The sequence below is a fragment of the Streptomyces sp. NRRL S-495 genome, from assembly GCF_000966955.1.
GTDB lineage: Bacteria > Actinomycetota > Actinomycetes > Streptomycetales > Streptomycetaceae > Kitasatospora > Kitasatospora purpeofusca.
In genome coordinates, this window is the sequence record NZ_JZWY01000657.1 from 1 (window position 1) to 13,592 (window position 13,592).

The 13,592-nt window shown below is 75.6% G+C and carries 9 protein-coding genes and 1 pseudogene; 5 read left to right on the forward strand and 5 right to left on the reverse strand.

All coding sequences use genetic code 11. The features are described from left to right. The first annotated feature begins 389 nt into the window (after window positions 1–389). Entirely contained in the window at window positions 390–1,661 is a 1,272-nt protein-coding gene (locus VR45_RS30075; RefSeq protein WP_045943032.1) for an acyl-CoA dehydrogenase family protein, read from the forward strand. Window positions 1,662–1,934: 273 nt separating this feature from the next. On the opposite strand, the gene VR45_RS42820 is transcribed toward VR45_RS30075, so the two are convergent. Beyond that, window positions 1,935–2,738 carry a hypothetical protein gene (locus VR45_RS42820; protein WP_052709487.1) on the reverse strand — a complete coding sequence of 268 codons (804 nt, stop codon included), beginning with the start codon at window positions 2,736–2,738 and terminating at the stop codon, window positions 1,935–1,937. Between VR45_RS42820 and VR45_RS42825 the strand changes: the two genes are divergently transcribed. The 4 genes from VR45_RS42825 (at window position 2,731) to VR45_RS30095 (ending at window position 5,876) form a co-directional block, all read left to right on the forward strand. Beyond that, window positions 2,731–4,368 (forward strand): ATP-binding protein, encoded by a 1,638-nt coding sequence (locus VR45_RS42825; protein WP_078896960.1) that lies wholly within the window; start codon window positions 2,731–2,733, stop codon window positions 4,366–4,368. The two genes, VR45_RS42820 and VR45_RS42825, sit on opposite strands and share 8 nt — an antisense overlap. Next, window positions 4,368–4,799 (forward strand): roadblock/LC7 domain-containing protein, encoded by a 432-nt coding sequence (locus VR45_RS30085; protein WP_045943028.1) that lies wholly within the window; start codon window positions 4,368–4,370, stop codon window positions 4,797–4,799. The genes VR45_RS42825 and VR45_RS30085 overlap by 1 nt, the downstream gene beginning before the upstream one ends. Then, window positions 4,796–5,176, forward strand: a complete 381-nt coding sequence (locus tag VR45_RS30090) for a DUF742 domain-containing protein (RefSeq protein ID WP_030391835.1) — start codon at window positions 4,796–4,798, stop codon at window positions 5,174–5,176. The genes VR45_RS30085 and VR45_RS30090 overlap by 4 nt, the downstream gene beginning before the upstream one ends. Window positions 5,177–5,303: 127 nt before the next feature. Continuing rightward, on the forward strand, window positions 5,304–5,876 hold the full coding sequence (locus tag VR45_RS30095; RefSeq protein ID WP_030391834.1) for an ATP/GTP-binding protein: 573 nt from the start codon (window positions 5,304–5,306) through the stop codon (window positions 5,874–5,876). A 42-nt stretch (window positions 5,877–5,918) separates the two neighbouring features. On the opposite strand, the gene VR45_RS30100 is transcribed toward VR45_RS30095, so the two are convergent. From VR45_RS30100 to VR45_RS30115, 4 genes and pseudogenes are all read right to left on the reverse strand, one after another. Next, the gene (locus VR45_RS30100) at window positions 5,919–6,386 is read right to left on the reverse strand and encodes a MarR family winged helix-turn-helix transcriptional regulator (protein ID WP_045943029.1); all 468 of its coding nucleotides are present in this window, start codon (window positions 6,384–6,386) and stop codon (window positions 5,919–5,921) included. 159 nt (window positions 6,387–6,545) lie between these two features. Further along, window positions 6,546–8,558 (reverse strand): hypothetical protein, encoded by a 2,013-nt coding sequence (locus VR45_RS30105; protein ID WP_045943030.1) that lies wholly within the window; start codon window positions 8,556–8,558, stop codon window positions 6,546–6,548. Next, window positions 8,555–12,351, reverse strand: a pseudogene (locus tag VR45_RS30110) (DUF5682 family protein). Before VR45_RS30110 ends, VR45_RS30105 begins: the two are co-directional and overlap by 4 nt. A gap of 105 nt (window positions 12,352–12,456) precedes the next feature. Continuing rightward, window positions 12,457–13,592, reverse strand: a 1,136-nt coding sequence (locus tag VR45_RS30115; protein ID WP_045943031.1) for an AAA family ATPase, incomplete at its 5' end; no start/stop codon positions are given.

Genomic DNA, 13,592 nt, shown 5'->3' on the forward strand with positions numbered 1-13,592 from the left:
GGCCGGGAACGGCCGGGCAGCCGGCACGGGAAGCGGCGGACAACCGGAACGGGTACCGACGGAAACCCCGGATCACAAAAGCGGGAGAGGTCACTTCCCCACCAGACGCCCCTTCAATCCCCGGTAGTCCGCGAACGGCCCGAATCACGCCAATCCAAGATCCACTGTAGAGCGCTTCCGACGCACATATGACAATGAGCCCTGCCGAAAAACGGCGGTCCCCAAGGGCAGCGTGGGCCACCGCCGGCACATCCGCACGCACCGGCTGCAACTCAGGGGCAACCGGCCGCCACCGTCACTCCCCCACCCCTCGGCGGCCGAAGCGGATCGGCTGCACGGACGGAGGCACATCCACCGAACCACCCGAACCGAGAGGACCTGGTATGGCGATGGACTACTTCACCGACGAGCGACACGAGAGCCTCCGAGTGGAGGTACGCGAGTTCGCGGAGAAGGAAGTACGCCCGCAGGTGGCCAGAATGGAGGCCGAGCGCCAGGTCGAATTCGAGCTCGCGCGGGAGATCGCCCGCCGTGGCTGGATCGGCGTCACCATCCCGCGCGAATTCGGCGGACTGGGGCTGGGACACCTGGCCAAAACCGTGATCGTCGAGGAACTGTCGCGCGTCAGCGGCGCGATGGGGGCGATCGCCCAGGCCTCGCAGCTCGGGGTCGCCAAGGTCATCCACTTCGGCAGCGACACCCAGCGCCGCCACTGGCTGCCCAGGTTCGCCAACGGGACGGCGCTGCCCACGATCGCCGTCACCGAACCGGAGTCCGGCGGCCATGTGCTCGGTATGAGCGGCACCGCCCGGCGCGAGGGCGACGAGTACGTGCTCAACGGACGCAAGTGGTTCGTGGGCAACTCGCACATCGGCGACGTGCACGGCGTGGTGCTCCGCACCGGCGAGGGCAGCAAGGGGTTGTCCGCGTTCCTGGTGGAGAGCGACCGCCCGGGCTTCCGGACCGGCGAGCTGGGCTCGCAGAGCGGTCTGCACGGCTTCAGCTTCGGCGAACTCGTCTTCGAGGACTGCCGGATCCCGGTCGCCAACCGGCTCGGCCTGGAGAGCCAGGGCCTGGACGTGGCCTACTCGTCCTCGACCCTCTACGGGCGGCTGAACCTGGCGGCGGTCGCGCTCGGCATCCACCGGGCGATCGTCGAGGACACCGCGCGGTTCGCCGAGGAGCGCATCATGTACGGCAAGCCGCTGTCCCAACTGCCCAACATCGCGTTGAAGCTGGGCGAGATGCAGTCCCGGCTGATGACCGCCAAGCTCGCCGCGTACCACGCCTCGCACCAGCTGGACCACGGCCGGCCGTGCGACGCCGAACTGATGAACGCCAAGCTGATCAACACCGAGTACGCGCTGGACTCGGCGCGCAACGCGATGGAGATCCACGCCGCCCGCGGCCTGCACGCCGATTTCCACATCGAGCGCTATCTGCGCGACGCCACCCACGTCTACCCGCCGGCCGGCACCTCGGACGTCCAGCGGCTGCGGCTCGGCCAGGTGGCCTCGGGCACCTACGGGAAGCAGTGGTCGGCCGAGCTCGCCCATCTCGCCAGTTGGGCGTGGACCGAGCTGGCCGAGCGCGAGGACGGGATGGAGGCGCAGGCGCAGGGCGCGACGGCGGCCGTGCTGCGGATGCCGCTGGCGGGCTGAGCCGGGCAGCGCCGGGACCTCCCCACGGGTGCTCTTGACACGTCCCTGACGGCTTTCCGGCGACCGAACCCCGGCCTCCGGAAAGCCGTCAGGCCCTCCCCGCACCTCCTCCGACCTGCCGGAACGACCCCCGGGACCGACCCCGAACGCCCCGGCCGCCCTGTCATCACCCGTTCACATATCGTCAGTTGATGTTGCCCAGAGGGCACCTGAGGCTGGTAGCGTGCCTGCAGTCGGCGGCCGTGCAGCATCCGTCCGGACGGTGACAAGGCGTCACCGGATCCGGCAACCCTCCGGGCACCGCCGGCCGTGGCGCCCCGCGACCGCGGTCGGACCGCACACGGACAACCGCCGTTCGGCCCTGCTACAAGGAATCAGATGCCAGGCATATCGGCCCCCCGGACGGGCCACCGCGCCGGCCGGTCCGGCTCCCTCCGCAGCTCGCTCCTCGCCCTCGCGGTGGTCCCCTGCCTCGGCCTCGCCGCCGCCTGGGGCTACGCCGCCTACCTGCTGCGCGACGCCGGGGAACACACCGCCCTCTACGGCGGCACCGCCGTGGTCGCCGTCGTCCTCCTCTGGAGCCTGGTCCGCGGCCTGCGCGCCGCGCGCACCCTCCCGGGCCGGCTCGCCGACCTCCACGCCGAGACCCTGTCCCTCGCCCAGCAGGAGATCCCGCAGGTCGTCGGCCGGCTCCAGGCCGGCGAGTCGGTCCCGACCCCGCCCGCCTGGACGCCCTCCCGGCGGATCGGCGACGAGGTCCAGCAGACCGCCGACGGCCTCGCCGCCGTCCGGCAGGCCGCGGTCGCCGCGATCGTCCACCAGGCCCAGGGCCGCGAGGGGACGAAGAAGGTCTTCCTCAACATCGCCCGGCGCACCCAGATCCTGATCCACCGCCAGATCAGCATGCTCGACGCGCTGGAGCGCGAGCACGAGGAACCCGAGCTGCTGCGCGAACTGTTCGCGGTCGACCACCTCGCCACCCGGATGCGGCGCAACGCCGAGAACCTGGTCAAACCTGGTCATCCTGGGCGGCGCCCTGCCCGCCCGGCGCTGGCGCAACGCCGTCCCGATGGTCAACGTGCTGCGCAGCGCCGTCTCCGAGACCGAGAACTACTCGCGCGTCGTCGTCCAGGGCGTGCCCCGGGCGTCCCTCAGCGGCCAGGCCGTGGCCGACGTGATCCACCTCGTCGCCGAACTGATCGAGAACGGCACCACCTTCTCCCCGCCCTACACCCAGGTGCAGGTCTCCGCGCAGGAAGTGCCCAAGGGCCTGGCGGTGGAGGTCGAGGACCGCGGCCTCGGCATGGCCGAGGACGAGTACGAGCGGCTCAACGACTACCTGGCCAACCCGCCCGAGCTGGACGTCTCCGCGCTCGGCGACGACCTGCGGCTCGGCCTGTTCGTGGTCGCGCGGCTCGCCGCGCGGCACGACATCCAGGTCACCCTGCGGCCCTCGCCGTACGGCGGGACCAGGGCCGTGGTGCTGGTGCCCGCGCTGCTGCTGGAGCAGGCCGGGCAGCCGGCCGCCCTCCCCGGCCTGCCGTCCGGCGCCCGGGTCACCCGGACGCCCGTGCCCGACCTGCCGCCGGGCGGCGGGGCGGACGCGGACGCGGAGCTCGGCGAGATCGACCAGGAGCTGTCCGGCGCGCTCGCCGGGGTCCTGGGCGGGCTGCTGGGCACCCGGCCGGGGGCGGGGCAGGGGCAGGAGTACGGGCAGGGAGAGGACTTCGGGCAGGGGCAGGAGTTCGGGCAGGCTTCGGGCGTCGGGCATTCGGTGGCCGGGCATTCGGTGGCCGGTGGGACCGAGGCCGCCGTGACGGAGGGTCTCCCGGCCCTCGGTGCGGCCCCGGCTCCGGCGTTCGCTCCGGTTCAGGCTCAGGCTCCGGCCCCCGTCGCGGACCCGGTTCCGTACGGTGACGACCCGACCGGAGTGCTCGGCGGTACCGCGGACCGGTTCGACGGCAGCGTGGTGATCGGCGAACTGCTCGCGCGCTACCCCCAGGGCGGCACCCGCGACGAGGACGACCCGACGGTCAACGCCGGCCTGTCGGTGGGCTCGTCGATCCCCGGTCTGCCGGGCGCCGTGGTGGTGGCCCGACCGGCCATGCCCCGGCCGTACGGCGAGCCGGAGGACGATCCCGGCCCGGACGACGGGGCGGCGGTAGTGGCCGGGGCCGGGGAGTCGGCGGCGGACGGCAGCGACGGGCCGACGGCCGCGTTCGCGGCGCTCGCAGCGGCGACGGCGGCCGCAGCGGCCGCAGCGGCCTCGGCGGCGGCAACGGCGCCCACGCACCAGCGCGCCGAGGAGACCACGCCGGAGCACGGCCCCGACGGCGAGCTGCGCACCCCGCGCGTGCTGCCGCAGCGGGTCCGCAACGCCAGCCTCGCCGAGCAGTTGCGCGAGGCCAACGCGCCGGGCACGGCATTCGGCCACCCCGGCGCGTACGGACGGCCCGGCGCTCCCGCCCCCGCCCCGTACGCCCGCACCGGCCCGGCGGCTCCCGACGGGGCCGACGGCGTCGGCGGGACCGGGGGGAACGGCTCCTTCGGACCGTCCGCGGACGACCCCTCGCCGCAGCGCTCGCGGGCCACCATGGCCGCCATCCAGCGCGGCACCCGCACCGCCCGTGCGGCGACACCCGACGCGGACGCGCCGGCCGCGCCCGCTGCCCCGGCCGCACCTTCCGCAGCTAAGGAACAGCAGTGATGACGCAGTACACCGATACCCAGCGCGACCTCAACTGGCTGCTGGACCAGCTGGTGGCGCGGGTCCCGGAGACCCGGCACGCCATCGTCCTCTCCGAGGACGGCCTGCTGATCGGGCTCTCCCAGGGCCTGGACCGGGCCGATGCCGAGCACCTGTCGGCCGTGGCCTCCGGTCTGCAGAGCCTCGCCCGCGGCGCCGGCCACCGGTTCAACGGCGGGCGGGTCCGGCAGACCGTGATCGAGATGGACCAGCTGTTCCTGTTCGTCACGACCGCCGGCCAGGGCGCCCGGCTCGCCGTGCTCACCAGTGAGGCGGTCGACGCCGGGCTGATGGCCTACGAGATCAACATGCTGGTGAAGCAGGTCGGCCAGTACCTCACCGCGGCGCCGCGCAGCGACGCCGGCCAGCCGGGCGTGGGTGGCGGTGCGTGACCGTCGACGCCGACGAGGCCTGGTTCTTCGACAAGGACGCGGGCCATCTGGTCCGCCCTTACGCCATCACCAACGGGCGCACCGGACCGGTCCGTGACGGATTCGCGCTGATCACCCTGGTGGTCACCGCCGACCCGCGCACGGACACCAGCCGGCTGACGCCCGAACCGGCCGCGATCCTCGACCTCTGCCGCGAACGCCCGCTGGCGGTGGCCGAGATCGCGGCGACCATGGACCTCCCGGTGAGCGTGGTCAAGGTATTACTGGACGACCTCGCCGAGGCCAGGATGATCCTCACCCGGGCACCCGTCCAGCTCGCCGAGGCACCGGACATCGCGTTGATCCGGGCCGTGATCGAGGGTGTCCGGCGGCTCTGACCGGGTCGGGCCCGATCGGGCCGGGCCTGTTCCGCCGCCCCTCCGCCCCTCCGCTTCACAGCTCTTGCGCTTCGCAGCTCTTCCGACCTTTCGCTCTTCCGCTCAGTTCCCTTCCAGGAGACCAGACGTGACGACCCAGAGCCTGGTGCCGGGCGCGGTCAAGATCCTCGTGGCCGGCGGCTTCGGCGTCGGCAAGACCACCATGGTCGGCTCGGTCAGTGAGATCGAACCGCTCCAGACCGAGGAACGGATGACCCGGGCCAGCATCGGGGTCGACAGCCTCGACGGCGTCCAGGGCAAGTCGACGACCACCGTCGCGATGGACTTCGGCCGGATCACCGTCCGGCAGGACCTGGTGCTCTACCTGTTCGGCACCCCGGGGCAGTTCCGGTTCTGGTTCATGTGGGACGACCTGGCCCTCGGCGCGCTCGGCGCGATCGTGCTGGCCGACACCCGCCGACTGGAGTCCAGCTTCGCCGCCGTCGACTTCTTCGAGCAGCGTGGCATCCCGTTCGCCATCGGCGTCAACTGCTTCCACGGGCGCCGCGACTGCACCCCCGACGACGTCCGGCGCGCGCTCGACCTCGACCCGGGTGTGCCGGTCGTGCTCTGCGACGTCCGGGAGCGCGCGTCCAGCAAGGAACTGCTGCTCGCCCTGCTCGACCGGGTCCACGAGGACGCGCTCAGCTCGCGGCGCTGAGCACCGGCCGGCGGGGCGGCCTGATGTCCGGGCGGGCCGTGCTCAGGAGCCGGCCGGGGAGGCGGGAGCCGGTTCCAGGTCGTGGAGCGCGCGCACCAGCGGCGCCAGTTCGGGGAGGTCGGCGGCCCCGGTGAGCGTCGCCTCCAGGGTCGCGTCGTGCAACGGCCGCGCCGCCCGCAGCAGTTCGCGGCCCTGCGCGGTCAGCTCGGTGTAGATGCCGCGCCGGTCGTCCGCACACAGGTAGCGGCCGAGCAGCCCGCGCTCCTCCAGCCGGCTCACCAGCCGGGTGGTGGCGCTGCTGCTCAGCGCCGCCGCGCGGGCCAGCTGCTGCATCCGCATGTGCCAGCCGTCCTGCCGCGACAGCGCCTCCAGGACCGTGTACTCGACCACGGAGAGGCGGTACTCGGCCTGCAGGGCCTTCTCCAGGGCCGAATCGATCAGCCCGTGCAGCGCGGCGAGCGTGCGCCAGCCGCTGGCGCGGATCTCGGCGGCATCGTCCTGGATCCCCATGGCTCGCGTCTCCCTGCTCGGGTCATGTGCTCGTACGGTCCTGCGGGGTCCTGCCCCTGGCGGCCGGCCCCCTCCGGCAGGCCCCCGGCCGTTCGAACGTTCCGCTTCGTTCAAGTATGCCATTTGGCGCGGCATATCTGCTTGTGCAAATAGTTCTCCTTATAGCTGATTGCCGGGAGCCTCCTCGTACCAGGCGGTCGCGCAGAGTGCCGAGGCCAACTCCTCCTCGTACCAGGCCGCCGCCAACCAGGCGGCCGCGAAGGCTTCGTGGTCGTCCGCGACCACCCGGCCGAAGACGTCGCGCCGCTGGTCCACCGCCGCCCCGAGCAGGCCCTCCAGCAGCGATGCACCGGTGGCCAGCCCCGCCGACCGCAACCGGGCCCGGTCGCCGCGCGCCGCCCCGGTCCCCAGCGCCAGCACCGCCCGGCCGCCGGTCACCGTCTGCTCCACCCGGCGGGACAGCAGGTGCACCGGCGCGGTCGGCGGGAGCGGCCCCGCGGGCAGGGCCGTGAGCGGTGGAGCCGCGTCCCGGGGCGGGAGGGTCAGGTCCGCCGTCTGGAGCCGCTCCAGGCCGAGATTGACCCGACCGGCGCGATCGGCGGGCAGGGCGAGGGACGGGTGCCGGACGTCCTGAGGCCGGGGCTCCGGGGTTCGGGCCTCCGGGGTTCGGGGCTCCGGGGTTGGGGCCTCCGGGGTTGGGGCCTCCGCGGGTCGGGTGGACGGGGGTTCGCCGACGGCCAGCAGGCGCAGCTCGGGGCGGGCCGAGCGCTCCAGGCGGCCGATCACCCGCAGTCGCAGGCCCGGGGCGGTCGCGAGCAGTGCGAGGTTGCCCCGGTGGGCGAGCCCCGGGTGGTCGTGCGCGGCGCGCAGCGCCACCACCACTCCCCCGCAGTCCGCCAGCAAGCTCGGCTCCCCGCCCGGCCCGTACGGGACCGCCCCGAGCAGTGTCACGTCCAGGAACAGGAGTTCACCCCCGGGCGGCCGGACCTCCGGGGGCAGTGCGGCCGCGTCGAGCGCCCGCGCCACCTGGGCGGCCGGCGGCTCGGCCCAGAGCCGGGCCGCCGGCTCGGCCGTCCAGGCCGCCCCCGCCGCGCGCACCGCCCGGACCGAGGCGCCCGCCCCGAGCCGCCCGGCCGCCGACCTGGTCGCGCCCTGCACCGCCAGCCCGGCCCGGGTGAACTCGCGGTGGCTGAGCATCGCGTCGCCCAGCCGGACCGCCCGGTTGCCGGCGCCGACCGCCTGCGGCGCCGCCGCGGCGGCGTCGGTGTGCGGCATGATCTCGGCCATCGTGTGCAGGCCGCCGCCCGCGTCGACCGCCCAGGTGAGCACCCCCGCGTGGGTGGCCGTCAGCACCGGCTCGGAGAACAGTCCGTACAGCCGCAACCCTCCCGCAGGCGCGTACACCTGGCGGGCCGTCCCCCGCAGGGCGGCGACGCCCGGACCGGCGGTGTCCGCCGCCGCCGCGGCCGACAGGGCCGTGCTGAGCCCGAGCAGCTCGCGCAGGCCCGCCACCAGGTCGGCGAGCCGGTGGTCCGGCTCGCCCGACCGGGCCGCCCGGACCCGGGTGACCACCGCCACCGCCGCGGCCGCCGACCGGTGCAGCCCGGCCAGCCGGGCCCGGTGGGCCGCCCGCAACAGCTCCGCCTGGAGCACCGCGCCCGTACCGCCCACGCCCGCCGCGAGTGCGGCGGAGGCCACCCGGTGCAGCTGGTCGACGGCGGCGCGTTCGGCGGCGCCGAGCGTTCCGGCGGCCGGAGCGTCGTCCTGCGGACCTTCGGCGAGAGGAGCCGGGGCGGAGGTCGGGGGCTCGCTGTCGGCCGAAGCCGGTTCGGCCTGAGCTGCCGGCAACTCGCCGTCGGCCAGCGGGCAGACCGTGACCGCCGCCGCCCGGTGCACGCAGGCGGGCGCCAGCAGGCAACCGCAGCGCACATCACCCGAGGTGGCCACCACCCCGCCCGGCGCGTGCAGAACGAGCTCCGTCTCCTCGTCCACGGCGATCCGCCAGTCCTCGCCCGTCCGTTCCACCGGCCGCTCGGCCAGTTTGGCGGCGGCCCCGTCCAGGCGCTTCTGGAGGCGCGCCGACAGTCCGGCCACCACCTCGGCGACCACCTCCGGTCGCACCGCAGGCCACTGCACCCTCGTCCCCGTCACGTCCTGCACCGCTTCCGTCATCGGACCTTCTCCCCCACCCAGCGGGCCAGTTCGAGCGGGCTGAGCGCCGCCACCGGCATCCCGGCCGCGACCAGCCGGCTCGCGATCGCCTTCGAGTACCGGGCCGTGCCGGTGTCGTCCAGTGCGGCGCAACCCAGCAGATGGCACCCGGAGTCGACCAGCGCCCGGGTCTGCGCGAGCAGCCCGCCCACCGGGCCGCCCTCCTCGAAGTCGCTGACCACCGCGATCAGTGTGCGGGACGGCACCGTCACCAGCTCCCGCGCGTACTTGAGCCCGGCGGCGATGTGGGTGCCGCCGCCGATCCGGACCTCCAGGAGCAGACCGAGCGGATCCGTCACCCGGTCGGTCAGGTCGACCACCCCGTCACCCGGTCGGTCAGGTCGACCACCTCGGTCGAGAAGGCGACGAAGTGCGTGCTCAACGAGGGCACCCCGGCCAGGATCGACGCGGTCAGTGCCGCCCAGACCGTGGACGACTCCATCGAGCCGGAGACGTCCACGACCAGGATCAGCCGCCAGTCGGACGCCTGCTTGGCCCTGGTCCGGAACACCGGGCGCTCCGGCACGATCACCATGCGGCCCGGCTCGGTACCGATGTCGGTGCCGCTGCCGATCGAGGGGGCGGCGGGCCGGGCGGTCGCCAGGTTGGCGCGGATGGTGCGGTGCAGATCCAGGCCGCCACCGGGGCGCCGGCTCGGACGCGGCACGCTGATCCCGGTGAGGGCGGGGCGCAGCCTGGTCGCCAACTCCCGGCTCAACTCGTCGACCAGGCGCCGGACCAGCGGCCGCAGTCCGGCCAACCGGGCCTCGGGCAGGCCGCCCGCGTGCTCCAGGACGGTGCGCAACAGGTCGACCGACGGCCGGACGGCACCCGGGTCGATCGCCTCCAGGGCGTCGCCGCGCCCCTGGGCCACGGCCGCCGCCAGCACCTCCTCCCGGATGCCGGGCCCGAACAGGGCGGTCAGCTCCTCGGACCACTCGCGCACGCCCGGGTACGGCGCCTCGCGGCCGCCCCGGTTGCCGCCCGCCCCGCCCCGGCCGTCGAGGCCGGGGCCGGAGCCCTCGCCGTGCCCCGTGCCGTAGAGCTCGTCGAGCGCGGACGCGAGCCGCGAGGCACGGCCGCCGGGGCGGCCGCTGCCCGGGCGGCCGAGGAGCAGCCGCCAGCGCTCGGCCGCGCCGAGGGCGTGGGCGGCGGACGGCACGGGCACAGGCTCGGGGACGGGCTCGGGGACGGGTGCCTTGTCGGTGGGTGTCGCGTCGGTGGGTGTCGCGTCGGTGGATGTCGCGTCGGTGGGTGTCGGGAGGCTCGGTGGGAGCAGCCCCCGGCGGGCGAGCGCGGAACGGGCCGCGAGGTCGGCGCGGGACCAGTCGGCGAGCAGGGCTGGCGGCACCTCCTCCGGAAGCGCGTCCAGTCGGGCCCCCAGGCGCTCCTCGACGAGCGTCAGCAGCCGCTCCCGGGCCGCCGGGCTGAGCGTGTCGAACCCCCCGCGCAGGGCGGGCAGACGGTCCAGGAAGGCGTTGTCCGGGAGGGTGGCGATCCGCTCCAGCAGTGGTTCGAGCACCTCGGGGGCGGTGGAGAACAGCCCTTCGGCGGCCGTCAGCAGACCGACCAGCGACCGGCCCAGGGCATGCCGGGCGTCGGGGCCGGTGGCGCCGTCGACCCAGGAGGCGGCCCGGTCGCCGAACACCGCCGGGACCTCCTGCCGGAGCAGCACCCGCACCGCACCGGCCGCACCGCGCACCAGGGGGCTCCCCCGGTCGGCGAGTTCGGCCAGTGCGTGGCGCAGCCACAGACCGCCGGAGAGATCGGCCCGCCGGGCCAGCTCGACCAGCGCCCTGGCGTCGTCGGCCTCGTCCGATCCGCCCAGCCCCTCCAACTGCCGCACCGCCGCGACCGTCACCACCTCGGCGGCGGCGGCCACTTCGGCCAGGAACAACGCCTCCGCCTCGGGGCCGGTGGCCGGGGCGGCGGAGGCCGTGGTCGAGGCAGGAGCCGGGCCCGGGGTCGGGCGACGGGTGGCGGTGAGACGGTCGAGGAGGGCGAGGGCGTCGAGGAGTTCGGGCAGGGTGCCGCTCTCCGGGAGCACGGCCGTGAGCTGGTCGAGGCGGGTGCCGGTGAGGGCCGGGAGGCCGCAGGCGTCGGCCTCGGCGAGGCCCTGGAGGACCTCGCGGGCGGTCGGGCCGTCGGCCTGCCGCTCCCGGCGCAGCCGCTCGCGCAGGGCTCCCTCGGCGGCCTGGGCCGGGGTGACGCCCTGGGTGCCGGCGACGGTGAGCATCGCGGCGACGGTCGGGGTCCAGCGGACCCGCCAGCGGGTGGTGAGGGTCTCGGTGCCGCCCGCGCCGGTGGACTCGACCGGTTCGGCGTAGGGGACGCCGCAGGCGGTCAGCCGGTGGAGCAGGAGTTCGCGGCGGCGGTCGAGGGTCGACCGGAGCGGGTCGAGGCGCAGCTCGCGCGGGGTGGGCTCGGCAGTGTCGCCGGGGCCGGGCAGGCCCAGCTCGGCGAGGAGTCGCTCGACGGCGGGGGCGAGGCCGCTGCGCGGGGCGGCCGGGGTGGGCGCGCCGGTGCGGGTGCCGACCAGGACCCGTTCCAGCGCGCGGGCCACCGCCCGGCCCCGGCCGAGCGGTTCGCCCTGGGCGAGGGCGGTCTGCACGGCCTCGACCAGTTCGCCCCGGCCGGGGGCCGCCAGTCCGCGCAGCCGGGCGAGGTCGCCGGCGAGGCGGACGATCTCGCGGGCGTCGGCCGGGCCGGAGGGGTGGTCCTGGCCGCGCAGGGCCTCGCAGATCCGCACGGCGGTGGTGACCAGCGCCTCGGCCAGCCGGTCCTGGTCCCCGGCGGCGTCGAGCACGGTGTGCTGCCACTCGGGGTCGCGGATGCCGGCCGGGTAGCCGGAGCGGGCGTCGAGCAGCGGGTAGGTGTAGGGGATCAGGGAGACGACGTGGCGGCCGTCCGGCACCCGGTCGGGGGCGAGGTCGGGGTCGGGCCCGGGTGCCTCGGCGACGTCCGCCCCGGCCGGGAGGAGCGCGGGCGCGTGGAAGGCTCCGACGACGGCGGCCACGCGGCGGCCGCCCTCGGCCGCCTCCCGGATGCGCGCCCGCATCCAGGCCTCGCGCCGCAGGTCGTACGGGTCGATGCCGGTGCCGTCCCGGGCGTCGCGGCGCAGCGCCCAGCCGACCAGCAGCGCGGCACGGCGGACGGCCTCCGGGGTGGAGCCGGGGGCGGCGGTCTCGACCAGGCGGTCCCAGAGGTCCTCGTCGTCCTCGCGGCCGGTGAGGCGGCGGCGGAGGGCGTCGGCGACGCCGGGCCGGGGGTCGCCGGGGCCGGTGCGGTCCCGATCGGCATCCCGGCCGGCGTACCGGTCGCGGACGGCGAGGGGCAGGTCGCAGGCGACCGCCTCGACGCCGTGCCGCCGGGCCCAGCGCAGGGCGGCGAGTTCGGGCGAGAAGTCGGCGAACGGGTAGAAGGCGAGCCCACCGCCCTCGGCCGCGTCGTCCGGACGGTCGGCGGCGGGTGCGGCGGCGAGGGCGACCGGGGCCCGGGTGGCCTCGTCCGCGAGCAGGTCCAGCCAGGGCTGGAACTCGGTGGGCAGTTCGACCAGCAGGACATCGGGCCGGGCGGCGTCCAGCAGCGCGGGCACGACGACGCTGAGCGAAGGGGCGTGGTGACGCACCCCGATCAGGAAGGGCCCGGGTGCGTCGAGGCCGGAGGCGGCCAGTCGGGCCGCCTCGGTCGCGACCGTCCCTCGCGGGTCGTCGTGGCCGAGGTCCGCCCCGCCGGGCGGCACCGCGCTGCTCATGTGTTCACCTCTCGGTGGAAGGTCGGGGAGGGGGAAGGGTGGAGGGGGATGTGCGGGGCCGGGGGCCGGCCCGCCGCCCTGGTGACGGCGGGCCGGCCGGACGGCCTAGTGCTCCAGGGCCGAGCGCAGCTCCCACAGGGTGCGCCAGGTGGCGGCGCCCTGTTCGGCGCGGCGGCGGACCGGGCCGTCCCAGTAGCCGAGCAGCCGGGCGGCGTCGGCCGGGTCGTCCTTGCGGACGACGCCGATCAGCTGGCCGGGGAGCCGGCCGAGCAGGTCGCCGCCGTCGGGCAGGTACGCGGCGCCGACCCCGAGCGCGGTGGCCACCGAGACCGCTTCGGCGGTGCTCATCACGGTGGACGGGCGTTCGACGTCCCAGCCCTCGGTGGAGCGGCCGGTCCGCAGGTCGCGGAAGGCCGTGACCAGAGCCTCCAGCACCGCGTCGTCGACCGCGAAGGCGGCCCCGGCCCGGGCGACGGCGGCGGTGGACTGGCGGCGGACCAGCTCGACCTCGGCCGCCAGGCTGCCGATCGGCCCGACCGTCTCGAAGTTGAACCGGCGCTTGAGCGCGGCGGACATCTCGCTGACGCCCTTGTCGCGCAGGTTGGCGGTGGCGATCAGGGTGAAGCCGGGGGCGGCGTGCAGCTGGCCGTCCGGGGTGCCGGCCAGCTCGGGGACGGCGATCCGCCGCTCGGAGAGCAGCGAGACCAGGGCGTCCTGGACCTCCGGGAGGCAGCGGGTGACCTCCTCGACCCGGGCCACCGCGCCGGTGGTCATCGCGCTGAGCACCGGGGAGGGCACCAGGGCCTCGCGGCTGGGGCCCTTGGCGAGCAGCAGGGCGTAGTTCCAGCCGTACTTGAGCTGGTCCTCGGTGGTGCCGGCGGTGCCCTGGACGGTGAGCGCGCTGGTGCCGCAGACGGCGGCGGCGAGGAGCTCGGAGAGCATCGACTTGGCGGTGCCGGGCTCGCCGACGAGCAGCAGGCCGCGCTCCCCGGCGAGGGTGACGACGCAGCGTTCGACGAGGGCCCGCTCGCCCACGAACTTCTGCTCGATCGCCAGGCTCTTGCGCCCGGCCTTGAGCTTCTCGCCGCCGCTGCCCATCACGAAGGTGACGACGGCGCGCGGGGTGAGCCGCCAGCCGGGCGGGCGCGGGCCGGAGTCGTGCGCCTCGAGGAACTCCAGTTCGGCGGCGAACCGCTCCTCCGGCGGGACGACCTGCCGGGCCGCCGTACCGGTACTGGTGG

Coding starts and splice junctions, on each gene's coding strand:
- VR45_RS30100 (WP_045943029.1), bottom strand. CDS start 6,386: ATGGGGATCCAGGACGATGCCGCCGAGATCCGCGCCAGCGGCTGGCGC.
- VR45_RS42825 (WP_078896960.1), top strand. CDS start 2,731: ATGGTCAACGTGCTGCGCAGCGCCGTCTCCGAGACCGAGAACTACTCG.
- VR45_RS30075 (WP_045943032.1), top strand. CDS start 390: ATGGACTACTTCACCGACGAGCGACACGAGAGCCTCCGAGTGGAGGTA.
- VR45_RS30105 (WP_045943030.1), bottom strand. CDS start 8,558: ATGACGGAAGCGGTGCAGGACGTGACGGGGACGAGGGTGCAGTGGCCT.
- VR45_RS30085 (WP_045943028.1), top strand. CDS start 4,368: ATGACGCAGTACACCGATACCCAGCGCGACCTCAACTGGCTGCTGGAC.